Source organism: Xanthomonas sp. (genome assembly GCF_017163755.1).
Lineage (GTDB): Bacteria > Pseudomonadota > Gammaproteobacteria > Xanthomonadales > Xanthomonadaceae > Xanthomonas_A.
Genome location: NZ_JAFIWC010000001.1, coordinates 142,681 through 160,790, shown reverse-complemented (window position 1 = coordinate 160,790; position 18,110 = coordinate 142,681). Strand labels below are relative to the sequence as shown.

Below are 18,110 nucleotides of genomic sequence, written 5' to 3'. Positions count from 1 at the left end.
CGCGACCCGGCAGGTACCGGCATGCGTATCGAGGCACCCGTTCCGGACTGGCTGAGCGAGCTGCGCCTGGCGTACGAAAGCGGCGCCCATGGCCAGTTCGTGCTGTATGGCAATGTCGGCGACCGTTTTCCGCTGGACGGGCGCCTGGTCGGCCTTGGCGCGTACCTGGACGCGAGTTTGCTGCGGCAGTTCGATGTCGTGTTCACCTACGACCCGGGCAATGGCCTGAGCGTTCCACGCGGTGGCCAACGCTTCCACGAATGGCCGGGGGCCAAGGAGCTGAAGGGCTGGCCGCGCGATCCATACGAAGCGGTGCAGCTGGTCACCCGCTACCTGCGCTATCACGCCAACCTGCTCGCGCTGGGCGGCGCCGAACCGCTGCACGTGGCGTGCGTGGTGCGGGGCGCGGAGCAGATCGTGCCGGCCGCGCGCCAGGGCGAGTTCGAGATCGCTGGCCTGGCCAGTCTGCTGCGCGACTGGGCGGGCGAGCCGCCCTTTACCGAACTGAGCTTCGCCAGTTTCCTGATCGCCGACAATCTCAACGATCTGCACCCGCACTTGGCCAATGGCGCGCGTACCGCACGCATCCGCGTGCCGTTGCCGGAGCCGGCGACCCTTGAAGTGGTGTTGGCGCAGCTGCGGGTCGACCATGCGGACGCATTCGACGCGGCGCAGGATGATGCGGGCATGGCGGCGGCCCTGGGCGGGGTCGGCGTGAGCGCATTGCAGAGCCTGGTGAAGCTGCGCGCGCACCAGCGGCGCACGCTCGGCCCCGCGGACTGGAGCGGGATCAAGAAGCAATTGGTGGAAACCGAAGCGGCGGGGCTGATCGAGTTCATCGACTCCACGCGCACGCTTGACGACTACCATGCGCAGGACGCGCTGAAGGTCTGGCTGCGCCAGGACATCGCGCTGTGGCGCGCCGCCGACCTTCGCGCGTTGCCGATGGGCTACCTGTTGTGCGGCCCGGTCGGGACCGGCAAGACCTTCCTGGTCGAGTGCCTGGCGGGCGAGGCCGGCGTGCCGGTGGTGAAGCTGAAGAATTTCCGCGACCGCTGGGTCGGTTCCAGCGAAGGCAACCTGGAGAAGATCTTCAGGCTGATCCGCGCGCTCGGCCGCTGCATGGTGTTCATCGACGAAGCCGACCAATCGCTTGGGAAACGCGATGCCGGTAGCGGCGACAGCGGACTGTCCGGACGCCTGTACTCGATGATCGCGCAGGAGATGAGCGACGGCGACAACCGCGGCCGGGTGATGTGGTTGTTGGCGTCTTCGCGCCCGGACCTGATCGAGGTGGACCTGAAGCGGCCCGGACGCGTGGACGTGAAAGTGCCGTTGTTGCCGACCACCACGCACGACGAAAGCGCGTCGTTGCTGCAGGCGCTGCTGGCGCGCTATGGCGTGGCGCTGTCGCTGGCCGAGCTGAAGCCGCTGCCATTGCCGCTGCTGCTCACCCCCGGTGCCGCCGAAGCCCTGGCGATGAAGGTCTACCGCAGCGTGCGTACCGACGCGCTGACCCCGAGCCAGGCATTGCATGCGAGCCTGGACGGTTATCAGCCACCGGTGCCGCCGGACGTGCTCGATCTGCAGATGCGCCTGGCGATCCGCGAGGCCAGCAACATGCAGTTCGTGCCGCCTGCGTTGCGCCACCTGGCCGAGGCGCCGCCGCCCGCATCGCGGAGCACGGGCGCGTGAGACTGATGCGATATCTCGCCGCTGCTTTCAACGCGCGGCCATGGGGCATGCCGGTGCCGCCGAACTGGTTCGGCCTGGCGGCGTTCGCGATGCTCGGGTGGGCGGTGAATCCAGGCTTCTGGCTGATCGGCGCCGGCCTGGAGGTCGCCTATCTGGTCTGGCTGGCGAACGATGCGCGATTCCAGCGCCTGGCGGACGCGCGACGGCCACCGGAGCCGGACCCGGCCGAGCAGCGTTACCAATCGCTGCTCGAGCCGCTCGCGGCGCGAGCGCGGCAACGGCACGCGCGGATCGAGTCGCGCGCGCGCGAGATCATCGCCAGCTTCGACCGCTCGCCGGTGATGGCCGCGCATACCGACACCGTCGAGCAGCTGGTGTGGCTGCACCTGCGGATGCTGAGCGCGCGGCAGACCATCGCACAGGTGGTGGACACCGCGCAGGAGGAGTACGACGCGCTGCAGGCCCAGGAGTCGCAGATCGCGCAACGCCTGGCCCGCGGCGACGTCAGCGCCGAGCTGCAGCGCAGTCTGGAGCAACAACAGCAGGTGATCGATGCGCGCCAGGCGGCGCACGCCGACGCCACGCTTCGCCTGGAACATGTGGATTCGGAGCTGCAGCGCATCGACCAGCAGATCGCGCTGATTCGCGAACAGACCTTGCTGGCGACCGACGAGGAGCGCGTAGGCGTGTCGCTGGATGCGCTGTCCACCTCCTACAACGAAGCCAGCCGCTGGCTGCTGGATCAGCGCGATCTGCTCGGCACGTCCGACCTGTTCGACAACCAACCCTTGCCGCGCCGGGTCCTGCGCCAGCCCGCGGCGTCCCAAGCCCTCAAAGAAGGATCTAGCTCATGAACCGATCGGTGCAGAACCCAGGCAGCAGGAAGGCGGGGCTGTGGGTCACGCTGCTGTTCGTCGCTGCGCTGATCGGCTTGGGGGTGTGGTTGATCGGTCGCGACGGAGACAAGGAGGGCGGCGATGCCGGTGCGGATGCGGCGCCAGGCGCGGCGCTGGCCGATGGCCAGGCGCCGGCGCCGATCGAGCCGCTGACCAGCCTGCCGGCGCTGGACCAGGCCGCGACCTACCAGCCCAAGGACAACATCGTCGATGTCGACATCAGCGAGTACGCCGGCTATGCGGGGCTGATCGCGGCCAACAACGGCATGGCGCCGAATCCGGATTCGTTTTTCGCCCGACAGTACGGTTTCCAGGTGCGCCTGACGCTCAACGAGGAGGAGGGCTGGTCCAAGCTCAACAACGGCCGCGTCGCCGCCTCGGTGACCACGGCCGACACGCTGGCGGTGCTCGGCCGCCAGTTCGATGTGGTGGTGCCCGCGCAGATCGGCTTCTCGCGCGGCGCCGACGCGGTGGTGGTGGACAGCGGCATCGTCAGCGTCAATGCGCTCAAGGGCAAGATCCTGGCGGCCTCGCAGTTCAACGAGAGCGAGTTCTTCATCCGCTACCTCGCGTCCGAGGCCGGGGTGCCGGTGCGGGTTCTGCGCGATCTCGACGCCCGCCCCGGCGCGAACGAGCTCGGCTTGGTGTTCTACGAGGACGCCTTCGTCGCCTGCGACGCCTATGCGCACGAATTGAGTGCCCCGGCGCGGCGACTGAACGGCTGCGTGGGCTGGGCGCCGCGCACCGACGAGGTGATCGCCGCGTCGGCCGGCAAAGCCAAGTCGCTGGTGTCCAACCGCAACCTGTTGATCGTCGCCGACCTGCTGTTGGTCAACAAGGGCTTCGCCAGCCAGCATCCGGAATGGGTCAAGGGTCTTGTGCACGGCCTGCTCGAAGGCAACCGCTTGATGGGGGCCGAGCCGGAACGCTACCGCCCTGTCGTCGCCAAGGCGTTCGGTTGGAAGGAGGCGCAGGCGCGCGAGGAGCTGGCCAAGGTGCATTTGAGCAACCTGCCGGAGAACCTGGCGTTTTTCGAAGGCACCATCGACGCCGCCGGCTCGTTCCAGGGCATCTTCCAGTCCTCGGTGCTGGCCTACGGCAACATCATCAAGAATCCGGCCGACCCGGCGCGTTTCGTCGACATGCAATACCTGAAGTCGCTGCGCGAGGCCGGCCTGTATGCGGACCAGCAGATCGCCATCGCGCCGATCCGCACGACCGGCGGGGTGGCGCTGGAAGGCGATGCGCTGCTCAGCAAGGACATCCGCTTCCTGTTCAAGCCCAATTCGGCGGAGCTGGACAAGGACGCGGCGGAAAACGTGGAATACCTGGAAACCATCCGCAAGTTCCTCCAGGTCAGCCCAGGCTCGGTGGTGCTGCTGCGCGGTCACGTCGACAATGGGCGGCAGAAGGAATTCGAGCGGCAGGGCGGTGCGCCGCTGGTGCGTTCGATGGCCTTGAAGGCGATGGAGCTGTCGCGACAGCGCGCGCAGTCGGTCAGCGACGAATTGCGGCGGCGCTATCCCAAGATCGACGGCTCGCGTATCGAGGTGGTCGGGCGTGGCTGGGAGGAGCCTGCCGGCCCGGACAGCGATCTCAACCGCCGCGTCGAGGTGCAGTGGTTCACGCTGGAATAACCGGTGGCGGGCGCATGGTATGCGCCGAACCGCGGCCGGCCGGCCGGGCCGCCGCGGAATGGGACGGAGTTTCCCTGGGCGCGGTCTTGGTAACCTCGGCCGTCGTCCCTACCATTCACTACGCAACGTCCGTCCTTCCGGCGGACGAAAGTCCAGGAGAACCGCATGGCCTATACCCTCCCCAAGCTGCCCTACGCCTACGACGCGCTGGAACCGCACATCGATGCGCAGACGATGGAAATCCATCACACCAAGCATCACCAGACCTACATCAACAACGTCAACGCCGCGCTGGAAGGCACCGAGTACGCCGACCTGCCGATCGAGGAACTGGTCTCCAAGCTGAAGTCGCTGCCGGAGAACCTGCAGAGCCCGGTGCGCAACAACGGCGGCGGCCACGCCAACCACTCGCTGTTCTGGACGGTGATGGCGCCCAACGCCGGCGGCGCGCCGGTCGGCGACGTGGCCAAGGCGATCGACAGCGAACTGGGCGGCTTCGACAAGTTCAAGGAAGCCTTCACCAAGGCGGCGATCAGCCGCTTCGGCAGCGGCTGGGCCTGGCTCAGCGTGACCCCGGACAAGAAGATCGTGGTGGAAAGCACCGCCAACCAGGACAGCCCGCTGTTCGAGGGCAACACCCCGGTGCTGGGCCTGGACGTGTGGGAGCACGCGTACTACCTGAAGTACCAGAACCGCCGTCCGGAATACATCGGCGCGTTCTTCAACGTGGTCGACTGGAACGAGGTCGAGCGCCGCTACCAGGCCGCGATCGCCTGATCGATCGCCACGCGTTGTTTCACCGCCAGGAAGCCGGGGCCCGTCCCCGGCTTCTTCGTTGCGGGCACCGGCCGACCGCGTGCGGCCGCCCGGCACTGGCAGCCGGCGTGCATGCCATCGTATGGCCGCAACGTGTGGCGCGACAACGGCGCGCGGTGGCGCTCCGCTGCTGCGTGGCGCACTGGCGCGCGCGTTGCAAGTCGACAGCCAGGCGGCTAGGTGCCGGTCGGGCGGATCGCTTCGTCGCCGGCATGGCGGATGGAGAAAGGCGCGGGCGCCGCCGCGATCCGGCTGTGCCGCGCGAACCGGCCCGGGGTGGCGCCGGTGACGCGGCGGAAGCTGTTGACGAAGTGGCTCTGGTCGAAGAATCCCAGTTCGTGGGCGACGGTGCTGACCGAATGGCGGCCGCTGGACAGCAGTTGCTGGGCACGCTCGATCCGGCGCAGCAGCAGGTACTGCATCGGGCTGCGCCCGGTGCTCAGGCGGAACATGCGCGCGAAGTGGTAGCGGCTGACGCAGGCGGCGTTGGCGATGTCGGCCAGGCCGATGCGCTCGGCCAGATGATGGTCGATGAAGTGCTGGGCGCGTGCCAGCGCCGAGGGCCGCAGGCCCTTGGCGGCGGCGTTGCGGCCGGGCGGATCGGACGATTCGCTGGCGCGCGACGGCGCCGGGAAAGCATGCGGGGCGGTGCTGGGGGGGCGGGGCATGGCGTGTCTCCTGGGGGATGCCGGAAACGCGCCGCAGATCCGTTGGGGGCGCCTGCGGCGTGCGCGTGGACTCGCTTCCGGGACATGGCCATGCTGCTGCCGCCGCGTCCGCCTCGCCACCCCAATCCGGCAGTAGTGCCGCCTCACCCGAACGGGGGATGGTCAGCGCGGCGGGCGCGGCCGATCGCGCGGCAACACCAGCAGGCGCCGGCCGAAGCAGCGTGCGTCCAGCGAATAGGCGCCGGGACCGAGCAGGGCCAGGGCCAGCGGCGGCAGCACCGCCAGCAGCGCCGCGCCGGTCTCCGGCCGGCCCTGGCACAGCGCCAGCGCGGGCGCCAGGCAGGCCAGCAGCGCGGCCAACGGCGTGGCGATGCCGCCGAGCAGCGCCAGCGCCAGCGCGCCGGCGCCGATCCGCCACGGCGCCGGTAGCGCCCAGGCGCCGTGCGCGAAAGGCGGCCACAGGTTCATGGCCAGGAACAGGCGCAGGGCCAGCAGCCCGGCGCCGGCGCGGCCGCCGGGAAACATCGAGTACAGTCGTTGCATGGCCTCAGGCTATAGTTGGCGCGGCGCGGCCGCCTAGCCGTATTCGGGGAAGCGGGCCATCCCTCGATAGGGGTGTTGGCGCGGCCGTTGCCGCTGTCGAGAATTTCTTTTCCCATTCATTGCGATACTCGAGGATGCAGGGTGCGAGGTCCGCGCAGTAGGCGGTGGGCATGCGGTTTGCTGATGCTCGGCCTGGGTTTCGCCGCGCAAGCCGCCAGCCCGGCACATGCGCTGCCATCGCTGCCGCCCACGCCGTTCCACAACACCGCCTGGCGCGTGGCGCAGGGCGCGCCGGCCGACGTGTGGGCGCTGGCGCAGTCGCGCGACGGCTACCTGTGGCTGGCCACCGGCTTCGGCCTGTACCGCTTCGACGGCGAACGCTTCGAGCGGCTGGAGCCGCCGGCGCCGGGACGCTTCCTGTCGCAGAACATGACCGCGCTCAGCCTGCTGGACGACGGGCAGGCCTGGATCGGCTACTTCGATGGCGGCGCCAGCCGCCTGCAGGGCGGCCGGTTGCAGCATTTCGGTACGGACGCGGGGTTTCCGCCGGGCGCGGTGATCCGCTTCGAGCGCGATGCCGAAGGCGCGCTGTGGGCGGCGACCTATGGCGGGCTGGCGCGCTTCGACGGCAGGCGCTGGCACGTGGTCGGCGCCGACTGGGGCTACCCGGCCGCGCGCGCCGACTGGCTGCTGCGCGACAGCCGCGGCGTGCTGTGGGTGGCCGAAGGCGAACGCGTGCTGCGGCTGCCGCCGGGCGCGCGCCGCTTCGAACCCACCGGCATCGATAGCGCGCCCTATGCGGTGCTGGCCGAGCGCCCGGACGGCGAGATCTGGCTGTCCGACCGCCGCGGCGGCACCCGCGCGGTGGCGCGCGCCGGCGGCGCACCGCTGGACGCGCCGCCCCCGCCGCCACCGCCACCGGCGCTGCGCGCAGTGGTCGCCCGGCGCATGAGCTTCGCCCGCGACGGCAGCCTGTGGCTGTCGCTGACCGATGCGCGCGGCGCGGCGCGGGTGGTGCTGGACGCCGCGCCAGCGCCGATGCTCGAGCGCTTCCGGCGTGCCGACGGCCTGGCCTCGGACTACACCGCGCCGGTGCTGGAGGACAAGGAAGGCAATGTCTGGATCGGCAGCAACCTGGGCATCAACCGCTACCGGCACCGCAACGTGATGGCGCTGCCGGTGCAGCCCGGTGCCGAGGCCGGCGAGGTGACGGTGCAGGCGCAGGCGGACGGCGGCGTGCTGGTGACCGACCCGCTGGGCATGTTCCGCGCCGACCGCGCCGCGGCCGCGCGGCTGCGGCGCGGCGAGCCGCTCGGCGCCGAGTACGCACGGCTGCGCGACAGCGCCTGGGCGATCGGCAGCGACGCCATCGTGCGCATGCACGGCGGGCGCCGCATCGAGGTGCCGCTGCCGTCCGCAGGCGCGCCGCGGCGGGTGCGCGCGTTCCTGTCCGACCGCGCCGGCGTGGCCTGGGTGGCGTTCGCCGAGCAGGGGGTGTTCCGCTATGCCGACGGCCGCTGGCGGCGCGAGACGCGGTTGCCGCTGGACACCTGCACGGCGATCGCCGAGGACGCGCAAGGACGCCACTGGTTCGGCTACCCGTTCGGCCGCGTGCGGCTGCTGGGCGCGGCGCGCGCGCGCCTGTACACGCCCGACGACGGCCTGCAGATCGGCCACATCAATACCATCCACGCCGGCACGACGGCGCCGCTGGTGGCCGGCGAGCTGGGCATCGCGCAATGGCGCGGCGACGGCTTCCGCATGCTGGCGCCGGCGCGCGCGCCGGGCCTGCGCGGCGTCACCGGGATCGCCGAGACCGGCGATGGCGACCTGTGGTTCAACGGCGGGCGCGGCGTGCTGCGGGTGTCGCGGCGGCAGCTGGAAGCGGCCATCGCCGATGCCGGTGCAGTGTTGCAGCCCACCTATTTCGACGCCGCCGACGGCTTGCCCGGGCTGGCGGTACAGGCCAGCTTCGGCAGCACCGCGGCGGTGGGCGCCGACGGGCTGGTATGGCTGGCCACCAGCCAGGGCCTGGCGTGGATCGATCCGCAGCGGCTGCGGCACAACCCGTTGCCGCCGCAGGTGTTCGTGCGCAGCCTGGTCGCCAACGAACGCGCGTTGCCGCTGCGCGCGCCGCTGGTCCTGCCCGAGGGCACCACGCGGCTGCAGATCGGCTACACCGCGACCAGCCTGACCCTGCCCGAACGCGTGCGCTTCCGCTACCGGCTGGACGGCGTCGACGATGCCTGGCGCGATGCCGGCATGCGCCGCGAGGCGTTCTACACCAACCTGCGCCCGGGCCGCTACCGCTTCGAGGTGATCGCCGCCAACAACGACGGCGTCTGGAACCGCCGCGGCGCCACGCTGGAGTTCGCCATCGCGCCGCGCTTCGTGCAGACCCGCGGCTTCGCGCTGCTGGTCGCGGCGCTGCTGCTGGCCGGGCTGTGGCTGCTGTACGCGCTGCGCATGCGCCAGATCGCCACCCGCGTGCGGCTGCGCCTGGAGGAGCGCTTCGGCGAACGCGAACGCATCGCGCGCGAGCTGCACGACACCCTGCTGCAGGGCTACCAGGGCCTGATCCTGCGCACCCACGCCGCGCTGTCCGCGCTGCCGGACGAGGCGCCGCTGCGGCGCGAACTGGAAACCACCCTGGACCGCGCCGAGCGGGCGCTGGAGGAAGGCCGCGATCGCGTCGAGGGACTGCGCGCCAGTGCCGGCCACCTGCCGTCGCTGCCGACCGCGTTCGCCGACCTGCTCGACGAGCTGGGCGGGCAGGGGCCGGTGCAGCGCCAGGTGCTGGTCGAAGGCACGCCGCGTGCGCTGCAGCCGCTGGTCCACGACGAGCTGTACCAGCTCGGCCGCGAGGCGCTGCTCAACGCGTTCCGGCACGCGCAGGCCGCGCATGTGGAGGTGGAGATCGCCTATGCGCGCGACGCGCTGCGCCTGCGCTTCCGCGACGACGGCCGCGGCATCGAGGCGCAGGTGCTTCAGGCCGGCGGGCGCAGCGGCCACTGGGGCCTGGCCGGGATGCAGGAGCGCGCGCGGCGCATCGGCGCGCAGCTGGACCTGTGGTCGCGGCCCGGCTCGGGCACCGAACTCAATCTGCGCCTGGCCGCGCGCCGCGCCTACCGCCAGCCGCGGCGAAACCGGCTATGGTGCCGCCTGCGCCACTGGCTGGCACGAGGGAAATCGAAGTGATGGAAGGGCAAACGGCGCCGATCCGCATCCTGGTCGTCGACGACCATCCGCTGCTGCGCGAAGGCGTGGCCGCGGTGCTGGCGACGCAGCCGGACCTGCACCTGGTCGGCGAGGCCGCCGACGGGCTGCAGGCGCTGGAGCGCTACCGCGCGCTGCGTCCGGACGTGGTGCTGCTGGACCTGCAGCTGCCCGGCCTGAGCGGCATCGAGGTCATCTCGCGGCTGCGCAAGGAATTCGCGCAGGCGCGGATCATCGTGGTCACCGCGTCCAGGGGCGACGTGCAGGCGGTGCGCGCGCTGGAGGCCGGCGCCAGCGGCTACCTGCTCAAGAGCGGGCTGCGCCGCGACCTGGTCGACACCGTGCGCGCGGTGCACCAGGGCCGGCGCCAGGTGCAGGCCGAGGTGGCCGCCGACATCGCCGAGCACCTGCTCGGCGACGCGCTGTCCGCGCGCGAGATCCAGGTGCTGCAGCGCGTGGCCGCGGGCAACTCGAACAAGGCCATCGCCGCGCTGCTGTCGATCGCCGAGGAGACGGTGAAGGCGCACATGAAGAACATCCTGTGCAAGCTGGGCGCGCGCGACCGCACCCATGCGGTGGCGATCGCGCTCAAGCGCGGCATCATCGAACTGTAGGCCCCGCGCGCCGCCCGCGCTCCCCGGTCACGGCAGCGTGAGCGGCGCCTCGTCCAGCGGCAACAGCCAGACCAGCAGGCCGCGATGGTCCGACGCCCACGACCCGCCGCCCTGGCCGCGCTGGAACAGCAGGGTGCTGCGCAGGGCGCGGAAACGCCCGCGCTGGAAGAACACGTGGTCGGCGCGCTTGGGCGCGGCGAGCAGGCGCGGGTCCAGGGCGCCGCGCGCGCCTTCGCGGTCGCCGCCGCGCAGGCTGGCGTCGCTGTCGGCGAACTGCGCGCTCAGCGGCGCCAGTTCCGGCGCCGCGGCCGATGCGTAGAAGCCGCCGGCGAGCAGCGACGGCACGCCGTCGTCGGTGGCGTCGATCCAGGCCGTCAGGTCGTCGGCCTGCTCGCGGCGGTTGCCGCCGCCGGCCGGATCGGCATGCAGCCGGGTGAAGTACAGGTTCAGCGGCCGCCCGCGCAGTTCCACCCGCACCAGCCCGGCCACGCTGTAGGCCTCGAACGGATGCAGCAGGGTCTCGGCCTCCTCCAGCACCGGCAGCCGGGTCAGCAGCGCGTTGCCGCGGCGGGTGCCGCGGCTCGGCGGATCGGGGCTGATGAAATGGCAGTGGTAGTGCAGTTGCGCCGCCAGCCATTGCGCCTGGTTCGGCAACTCCGGGGTCTGCAGCACTTCCTGCAGCGCGATCGCGTCCGGCTGCAGGCGCCGCAGCGCATCGACGATCCGCACCCGGCGTGCGGGCCAGTCGTCGCGGTCCTGGTCGAGGTTGAGGCTGACGATGCTCAGCGCGGTATCGGCCGGCGTCGCCGGCAGTGCCGGCGGGTTCGCGGGCAGCGCCCAGGCCGCCGTGCTCGAGGCCAGGGCCAGCAGCAGCCAGCCCAGGCGATGTGGTCGTCGCGATGTCCCCTTCATGGCGACGATGCTAGTGCGCGCGACTTCAGCGCCGCGTGTAGGCGTACACGCGGCGCTGCGGTTTTCAGCGTTGCAGCACGCTTTCCTGTAGACGCAACGGCGCGCTGGCTTCGGCCTGGGTCGCCGAGCGGCCGAGCAGCAGCTGGTAGTCGCCGGCGGCGATGCGCCACTGCCGCTGCGCCGGGTCGTAGTCGGCCAGGGTCCTGGGCTCGGCGACGATGCTGACGCGGCGGGTCTCGCCGGGCTTGAGCGTGAGCTTGTGCCAGCCGACCAGGCGGATCGGCGTGCGATGGCCCTGCGGCAGGCGCAGGTACAGCTGCGGCACGTCGGCGCCTTCGCGCTGGCCGCTGTTGCGCACGTCGAAGCTGGCGACCACGTGGGCGCCTTCGACCTGCACGCTCAGGTTGGCGTAATCGAAGCGGGTGTAGGACAGGCCGTGGCCGAACGGATACAGCGGGTCCAGGCCGCGCGCGGCGAACCAGCGGTAGCCGACATTCGCGCCTTCGATGTCGTAGTCGACGTTGCTGCCGGCCGGCTGCGCCGGCTTGAAGCCCAGCCCCGGGATCGACGGGCGCGGCAGCTGCGATACGTCGCGCAGCCAGGTCACCGGCAGGCGCCCGGACGGATTGACCTCGCCGAGCAGCAGCCGCGCCAGCGCCTCGCCGCCGCGGATGCCCGGGTACCACGCTTCCAGCACCGCCGGCACCTGTTGCAGCCACGGCATCGCCACCGGGCCGTTGGTCTGCAGCACCACCACGGTGCGCGGATTGGCCTTGGCCATCGCCGCGATCAGCGCGTCCTGCTTGCCCGGCAGGCGGATGTCGGGCAGGTCCACCGATTCGGCCGACCACTGCGTGGCGAACACGACCACCGCCTCGGCGCCGCGCGCGAGCGTGGCCGCGGCGGCCAGGTCGTCGCCGCTGGCGTAGTCGACCTGCGCCTCGGGCAGCGCCTTGCGCAGCGCCTGCAGCGGCGAGGACGGATGGAACATCACCGGGCCCGGCCAGGTGGTCGGCGCCAGCCCCGGCACCGCGTTGCCGCCGTTGACGGTGATCCCGACCATCGACGAACCGCCGCCGCCGATCACGCCCTTGTCGGCATGGCCGCCGATCACCGCGATCCGGCGCAGCGTGCGCGGCAGCGGCAGCGCGTCGTTCTCGTTGCGCAACAGCACCGCGCCTTCCTCGACGGTGCGCTGCGCGGCCAGGCCGCCGGCGGCATCGTCGATCGGCTGCCGCTGCGGCGGGCGGTCGAAGCTGCCGGTGGCGATGAAGGCGCGCAGGATGCGTTGCACCATGTCGTCCAGCCGCGCCTGCGGCACCGTGCCGGCGGCCACCGCCATGCGCAGCGGCGCATCGAAGTACACCGCCTTGTCGAACACTTCGCCGGCCGACTGCTGGTCCAGCCCGGCCAGCGCCGCCTTCGAACCGCTGTGCACGCCGCCCCAGTCGGACATCACGTAGCCGGGGAACTTCCACTCCTGCTTTAGCACCTTGTTGAGCAGGTAGTCGTGCTCGCAGCCGTAGACGCCGTTGATGCGGTTGTACGAGCACATCACCGAGCCGGGCTCGCCGATCTTCAGCGCCAGCTCGAACGCCAGCAGGTCCGACTCGTGCATGGCCTGCTCGCCGATGTCGGCGCTGTGGGTGTTGCGCCCGGTTTCCAGGTCGTTCATCGCGAAGTGCTTCATCGTCGACACCACGTGCTGGCTCTGCACGCCGCGGATCGATTCGCCGACCATCACTCCGGCCAGCAGCGGGTCTTCGCCGGCGTACTCGAAGTTGCGGCCGTTGCGCGGGTCGCGCTGCAGGTTGACGCTGCCGGCCAGCAGCACGTTGAAGCCCTGCTGCCAGGATTCGCGGCCCATCGTCGCGCCGCCCTGGAAGGCGATCTCGCGGTTCCAGGTCGAGGCGGTGGCAGGACCGGAGGGCATCGCGGTGGCGTGGTCGCCGGGGCGGATGTTGCCCGGGTTGGTGACGCCGACGCCGGCATCGGCCAGCTGCTGCGCGGCGATGCCCAGGCGCTCGATGCCGGGCACGAAGCCGGCCGAGCCCAGCGCGTCGGGCGGGCGCGGACCGCCGTCCTTGCCCAGGCCGAAATAGCTGCGCAGCATCTGGAACTTCTCGTCCTGGGTCATCGCCTCGACCAGCGCCGCGGCGCGGCGGTCCGGGCTGGCGCCGCGGTCGGTCCACGGCCGCAGCGTATCGGCCGCGGGAGCCGGCGCCAGGCGCAAGGTGCTGACCAGGCCGAAGTGGTCCGACGCCCACACGCCGTCGGCGTCGGGTTGCTGGAACAGGATGCGGCTGCTCACCGGCACGAAGCGCCCGCGCTGGAAGAACACGTGGTCGATGCGCCTGGGCGCGAAGAACTTCAGGTTCAACGTGCTGCTGGCGCGGCTGTCCTTGGCGCCATGCAGCGTGCCGTAGCTGTCGTCGAAACCCTGCCGCAGCGCGGCCAGTTCCGGCGCATCGGCGCTGGCGTTGAAATCGCCGGCGAGCAGCGACGGCGCGCCGTCGGCGCTGGCTTCGACCCACTTCAGCAGGTCCTGCAGCTGGCGTTCGCGCAGCGCGCCGCCGGCCTCGGTCCAGTGCAGGTGGGTGACATAGACGTTGACCGCGCGCCCGTCCACGTCCAGGCGCAGGCGCCCGGCGGTGCGGCTGTCGTCGAGCGGGTTCAGGCGGATCTGCTCGCGCGCCAGGATCGGGCGCCGGGTCAGCAGCGCGTTGCCGTAGCGCATCGCGTTGCCGGGCGGATCGACGCTGGTGAAGTACCACTCGTAGCCGAGCTGCTCGGCGAGCCATTGCGCCTGGTTGGGCAGCGTGTCGTGCTGGATCACTTCCTGCAGCGCGATCGCGTCCGGCCGCAGTTCGCGCAGGGCCTGCACGATCTGCACGCGCCGCTTCGGCCAGTCGAGCTTGTCGTGGTAGAGGTTCAGCGTGACCACGCTGAGCTGGGGCGCGTCGCTGGCCGCGGGGGCGGGCGGCGGCGCGGCGAGGGCCGGCATGGCCAGCGCGAGGGCCAGCCACAGGAATCCTGAAAACGTTTTCATAGCGGGGCGTCAAGTCTCTCGGTCAGCTGAAGGGGAAGGCGCATCGGGGGGAGTTCGGGAGGTGTGGCTAGGCGTTCAACACGGCCGGCGCTGCGGCCGGCTCAGGACGGCGCTTCGTCGCTGCGCAGCACCGGGTACAGGCGGTAGCGCTCGTCCCAGGAGGAATGGCGGCGGTAGAAGAAGTCCAGCCGCGCGCGCGGGTTCTTGGCGAAATCCGCGTCGTGTTCGAGCTTTTCCTCGAACTGCGCCTTCAGCGCCGGATCGCTCGCCAGCATCTGCCGCGCCACGTCCTCGGCGACGTAGTCTTCCATGTATTCCTTGCGCTCGAAGGCGTTGTTGAACTGGCCCCATTGCAGCAGCGAATCCGGGGCCTGCGGCTCCAGCAGCGCCATCACCAGCCGCGCCTTGGGCTGGGCGATCGGCACGAACAGCGATCCGGCGCCGAGTTCGCGCGTCTCCGCATGCCACTGGCCGCTCGCGTTGAGGCGCTGGCGGCCTTCGGACGATTGCGCGGAGAAGCTGGCGTCGTCGGCGCGGAAGGCCTGCACCGGCAACGTGGCGCCGGCGCCGAGCGCGCGGAAGGCGATGCCGTGCTGGCGCAGCTTGGCGCCGACCAGCGCGGCCTGCGCCGCCGGCACCAGGTAGCCGGCACGCGGCGCGGGCACTTCGATGCCGGGCACGATGTCGTCGCGCAGCGGCACGCGCCAGATCTGCGGCGTGCGCTCGTCGTAGCGGGTCATCAGCGCGCCGGACACCGGCGAGGACGTGCGCGTGTAGGCATAGCCGCGGAAATCGACCATGCGCGTCTTGTCGGTGGTGCGGTAGTCCAGCGCCACGGGTTGGCCGCCCAGGCGCTCGGCGCGCGCGTCGGCGGCCTGCGCGTCGGCCTGCCAGCGGCGGCCGTCGCGCGCGACCTGCTGCAGCACCGAGACGATGGTGTTGCGGGTGATACGCACGCGCTGCGGATACGGCTTCCACGAATGCGTTTCCACCAGCATGCCGAAGCGGTTGCGCAGCAGGAAATAGCCGTGCGAGAAGCGCGGGGTGGGCACGCCGTCCTCGAACCCGGAGGCCGGATCGTCGCCGACCACGAACGAGGGGTAGTACGGCAGCGGCAACGAACCCTGCCGCTTCAGGTCGGCGAGCACCGCGTCGCGCAGGCGCAGCCCGTCGCGACGCAGCGCCGCGTCGCCGGCATGGACCGGCTCGACCTGGACCGAGATGTCGTGCTCGAACTGCGCGCCATCGGTGACGTGCAGGTCCACGTACAGCAGCGGGTCCCATTGCTCGACCAGGCGCAGCATCGCCTGCATTTCCGGCGCGTCGGCCTTGACGTAGTCGCGGTTGAGATTGAGGCCCTGCGCGGTCACCCGCCAGCCCATCTGCTCGGGACCGCGCTGGTTGGGCCGGTTCCAGGCGCCGAAGCGCTCGTGGCCGTCGACGTTGAACACCGGCACGAACAGCCACACCTGCTTGTCCAGCGCGCCGCGCGCGGCCTTGCCGTCGAGCAGCTCGCGCAGCGCCAGGAAACCGGCGTCCTTGCCGTCGATCTCGCCGGCATGGATGCCGCCCTGGATCAGCACCACCGGCAGCTTGCGCGCCTGCGCCGCCGCCGGATCGAGCGCGCCGGACGTGGACACCGCCAGCGCCTTCATCGGCCGGCCCTCGGGCGTGGTGCCGAAGTCGAAGCAGCGCACCGCCTGCGGGTAGCGCCGGGCGAAGGCCTCGCACAGCGCGACGGTCTCGGCGTAGCGCCCGGTGCGCACGAAGCCGCTGCGTTCGGCTTCGGTACTCAGCTCCGGCGAACCGGCCTGGGCGTGGACGCCCGCGCAGGGCAGGGCGAACAGGGCGGCCAGGACGAGGATTGTGCGACGCAGCATGAACGGACCGGAGCAAGGGAACCCACCCATGATGCTTGCGCGCCTGCCTGAACGGAAGCGACCAAAGTGCAATTGCGCTCGTGCGGGTGGCTGGATCTGCGCTAACTGATTGTTCCTGAAAGGACAAATTTTTGTATCGCGAGGGCCGGCGGAAGCGGGGCCGTGGCGCGCATCCCGGTGCAGCGGATATGCAGCTGCGTATCCGCGGAGTCGGTACGCCGCTGCGCCGCGTAAGCGCCTCGAGTTCTCGGCGTGCTTGAGCGATGCGTTGGCCCACGTCGGAGCAGCGCAGCGCTCGGCCGTCTTTCGAAACAGGGATGCGGCGCAGCAGCGCCACGGGGCCCGACGCGACGAGACGACGCGGGCACAACGACGGATCGTCGAACCACGCCTCGGCGCCGCTTCTTTGCATCGGAACAGTCCGCGACACCTGCGCGCCACGCGATCGCCGATTTCGATGGCGGCCGAACGCCGTCGCCTCGCGCCACCGGCGGACGCTCCCGATGCGCGGCGGCGGCACGCAGGAACCCCGCGCAGCCCATGCAGGCCACCGCCACGGCGGCACGCCGGTCTCCATCGGCGGCCCGATGAGGTAGGCTTTGCCGTTCACTTGCCTGGAACCACCGGATGAGCACGACGGTCGAGACATCCTCGGGGCGGATGCCGCGCCAGATTCCCTACATCATCGGCAACGAGGCCTGCGAGCGCTTCAGCTTCTACGGGATGCGCAACATCCTGGTGCAGTTCCTGATCACCTCGCTGCTGCTGCAGGAAGTGACCGCGCCCGGCCGCGAGGCCGAGGCCAAGCACATCATGCACAGCTTCATGATCGGCGTGTACTTCTTCCCGCTGCTCGGTGGCTGGCTGGCCGACCGCTTCTTCGGCAAGTACAACACCATCCTGTGGTTCAGTCTGGTCTATTGCATCGGCCACGCCTGCCTGGCGCTGTTCGAAGGCAGCCGCGGCGGCTTCTTCGTGGGACTGGGGCTGATCGCGCTCGGCGCCGGCGGCATCAAGCCGCTGGTGGCCTCGTTCATGGGCGACCAGTTCGACCAGAGCAACAAGCATCTGGCCAAGGTGGTGTTCGACGCGTTCTACTGGATCATCAATTTCGGCTCGCTGTTCGCCTCGCTGCTGATTCCGCTGGCGCTGAAGAACCTCGGCCCGGCGTGGGCGTTCGGCATCCCGGGCATCCTGATGTTCGTGGCCACCGCGGTGTTCTGGGCCGGCCGCCATCGCTATGTGCGCGTGCCGTTGCCGCCGAAGGACCCGCATGGCTTCGCCCAGGTGGTGCGCACCGCGTTGCTGCGACCCACGCCGGGACGGGCGCGTCCGGGGCTGCTGCTGGCCGGGCTGGGCGTGGCGCTGGCGCTGGCGTCGTTCGCGCTGGTGCCGACCCTGGGCATCGTGATCTGCCTGTGCATGGCGCTGGTGCTGCTGCTGGCCGGCGTCGGCGGCGGCACCTGGTGGCAGCTGGACGGCGCGCGGCAGGTGCATCCGGACAGTGCGGTCGACGGGGTGCGGTCGGTGTTGCGGATCCTGGTGGTGTTCGCGCTGGTGACGCCGTTCTTCTCGCTGTTCGACCAGAAGGCCTCGACCTGGGTGCTGCAGGGCCAGCAGATGCGCATGCCGGAGTGGTTCAGCGCCTCGCAGATGCAGGCGCTGAACCCGGCGCTGGTGATGCTGCTGATCCCGTTCAACAACCTGGTGCTGTACCCGCTGCTGCGGCGCCGCGGCTACGAGCCGACCGCGCTGCGGCGCATGACCGCCGGCATCGCCTTCAGCGGCCTGGCCTGGGTGGTGGTGGGGACCTTGCAGGTGGTGATGGACGGCGGCGACGCGATCTCCATCGCCTGGCAGATCCTGCCGTACGCGCTGCTGACCTTCGGCGAGGTGCTGGTGTCGGCGACCGGCCTGGAGTTCGCCTACAGCCAGGCGCCGCAGTCGATGAAGGGGGTGGTGATGAGCTTCTGGAACCTCACCACCACGGTCGGCAACCTGTGGGTGCTGCTGTCCAACGCCGCGGTGCGCAATGGCACCGTCACCTCGCATATCGACAGTACCGGGCTCAGCGAAGCGGCGTTCCTGATGTTCTTCTTCGCTGCATTCGCGTTCCTGGCGGCGCTGGCGTTCGGGCTGTACGCGCGCCGCTACCGCATGGTCGACCACTACCGTCCCGCCTGA

Annotated in this window: 12 protein-coding genes; 7 read left to right on the top strand and 5 right to left on the bottom strand. The window is 70.9% G+C overall.

Features of this window, described 5'->3' with window-relative positions:
* The first annotated feature begins 21 nt into the window (after positions 1–21).
* From JR065_RS00685 to JR065_RS00670, 4 genes are all read left to right on the top strand, one after another.
* Positions 22–1,695, top strand: a complete 1,674-nt coding sequence (locus JR065_RS00685) for an AAA family ATPase (RefSeq protein ID WP_206231388.1) — start codon at positions 22–24, stop codon at positions 1,693–1,695.
* Positions 1,692–2,549 (top strand): hypothetical protein, encoded by an 858-nt coding sequence (locus JR065_RS00680; RefSeq protein ID WP_206231387.1) that lies wholly within the window; start codon positions 1,692–1,694, stop codon positions 2,547–2,549. The genes JR065_RS00685 and JR065_RS00680 overlap by 4 nt, the downstream gene beginning before the upstream one ends.
* On the top strand, positions 2,546–4,228 hold the full coding sequence (locus JR065_RS00675) for a phosphate ABC transporter substrate-binding/OmpA family protein (protein ID WP_206231386.1): 1,683 nt from the start codon (positions 2,546–2,548) through the stop codon (positions 4,226–4,228). Before JR065_RS00680 ends, JR065_RS00675 begins: the two co-directional genes overlap by 4 nt.
* A gap of 165 nt (positions 4,229–4,393) precedes the next feature.
* Complete coding sequence (locus tag JR065_RS00670; protein ID WP_206231385.1) at positions 4,394–5,005, top strand: superoxide dismutase; 612 nt, start codon at positions 4,394–4,396, stop codon at positions 5,003–5,005.
* Between the two features lie 215 nt (positions 5,006–5,220).
* Here JR065_RS00670 and JR065_RS00665 read toward each other — a convergent pair whose 3' ends face one another.
* Both JR065_RS00665 and JR065_RS00660 read right to left on the bottom strand, forming a co-directional pair.
* Positions 5,221–5,712 carry a helix-turn-helix domain-containing protein gene (locus JR065_RS00665; protein ID WP_206231384.1) on the bottom strand — a complete coding sequence of 164 codons (492 nt, stop codon included), beginning with the start codon at positions 5,710–5,712 and terminating at the stop codon, positions 5,221–5,223.
* 162 nt (positions 5,713–5,874) lie between these two features.
* Positions 5,875–6,255 (bottom strand): hypothetical protein, encoded by a 381-nt coding sequence (locus tag JR065_RS00660; RefSeq protein WP_206231383.1) that lies wholly within the window; start codon positions 6,253–6,255, stop codon positions 5,875–5,877.
* Between the two features lie 183 nt (positions 6,256–6,438).
* Between JR065_RS00660 and JR065_RS00655 the strand changes: the two genes are divergently transcribed.
* Both JR065_RS00655 and JR065_RS00650 read left to right on the top strand, forming a co-directional pair.
* Positions 6,439–9,453 (top strand): sensor histidine kinase, encoded by a 3,015-nt coding sequence (locus JR065_RS00655; RefSeq protein WP_206231382.1) that lies wholly within the window; start codon positions 6,439–6,441, stop codon positions 9,451–9,453.
* A complete protein-coding gene (locus tag JR065_RS00650) occupies positions 9,453–10,085 on the top strand; it encodes a response regulator (RefSeq protein ID WP_206231381.1) in 633 nt (210 codons plus the stop codon). Before JR065_RS00655 ends, JR065_RS00650 begins: the two co-directional genes overlap by 1 nt.
* 27 nt (positions 10,086–10,112) lie before the next feature.
* On the opposite strand, the gene JR065_RS00645 is transcribed toward JR065_RS00650, so the two are convergent.
* From JR065_RS00645 to JR065_RS00635, 3 genes are all read right to left on the bottom strand, one after another.
* Complete coding sequence (locus JR065_RS00645) at positions 10,113–10,997, bottom strand: endonuclease/exonuclease/phosphatase family protein (protein ID WP_206231380.1); 885 nt, start codon at positions 10,995–10,997, stop codon at positions 10,113–10,115.
* A gap of 64 nt (positions 10,998–11,061) precedes the next feature.
* Complete coding sequence (locus JR065_RS00640) at positions 11,062–14,001, bottom strand: glycoside hydrolase family 3 C-terminal domain-containing protein (protein WP_429001826.1); 2,940 nt, start codon at positions 13,999–14,001, stop codon at positions 11,062–11,064.
* A 146-nt stretch (positions 14,002–14,147) separates the two neighbouring features.
* Positions 14,148–15,926: a M14 family metallopeptidase gene (locus JR065_RS00635; RefSeq protein WP_206231378.1), complete on the bottom strand. Its 1,779-nt coding sequence runs from the start codon at positions 15,924–15,926 to the stop codon at positions 14,148–14,150.
* Between the two features lie 627 nt (positions 15,927–16,553).
* On the opposite strand from JR065_RS00635, the gene JR065_RS00630 reads away from it, so the two are divergent.
* Positions 16,554–18,110 (top strand): oligopeptide:H+ symporter, encoded by a 1,557-nt coding sequence (locus JR065_RS00630; protein WP_206231377.1) that lies wholly within the window; start codon positions 16,554–16,556, stop codon positions 18,108–18,110.

Excerpts from the sequence above, each read along its gene's own strand:
- JR065_RS00685 (WP_206231388.1), top strand. The coding sequence starts at position 22 with ATGCGTATCGAGGCACCCGTTCCGGACTGGCTGAGCGAGCTGCGCCTG.
- JR065_RS00675 (WP_206231386.1), top strand. The coding sequence starts at position 2,546 with ATGAACCGATCGGTGCAGAACCCAGGCAGCAGGAAGGCGGGGCTGTGG.
- JR065_RS00670 (WP_206231385.1), top strand. The coding sequence starts at position 4,394 with ATGGCCTATACCCTCCCCAAGCTGCCCTACGCCTACGACGCGCTGGAA.
- JR065_RS00665 (WP_206231384.1), bottom strand. The coding sequence starts at position 5,712 with ATGCCCCGCCCCCCCAGCACCGCCCCGCATGCTTTCCCGGCGCCGTCG.
- JR065_RS00660 (WP_206231383.1), bottom strand. The coding sequence starts at position 6,255 with ATGCAACGACTGTACTCGATGTTTCCCGGCGGCCGCGCCGGCGCCGGG.
- JR065_RS00655 (WP_206231382.1), top strand. The coding sequence starts at position 6,439 with ATGCTCGGCCTGGGTTTCGCCGCGCAAGCCGCCAGCCCGGCACATGCG.
- JR065_RS00650 (WP_206231381.1), top strand. The coding sequence starts at position 9,453 with ATGGAAGGGCAAACGGCGCCGATCCGCATCCTGGTCGTCGACGACCAT.
- JR065_RS00645 (WP_206231380.1), bottom strand. The coding sequence starts at position 10,997 with ATGAAGGGGACATCGCGACGACCACATCGCCTGGGCTGGCTGCTGCTG.
- JR065_RS00640 (WP_429001826.1), bottom strand. The coding sequence starts at position 14,001 with ATGCCGGCCCTCGCCGCGCCGCCGCCCGCCCCCGCGGCCAGCGACGCG.
- JR065_RS00635 (WP_206231378.1), bottom strand. The coding sequence starts at position 15,926 with ATGCTGCGTCGCACAATCCTCGTCCTGGCCGCCCTGTTCGCCCTGCCC.
- JR065_RS00630 (WP_206231377.1), top strand. The coding sequence starts at position 16,554 with ATGAGCACGACGGTCGAGACATCCTCGGGGCGGATGCCGCGCCAGATT.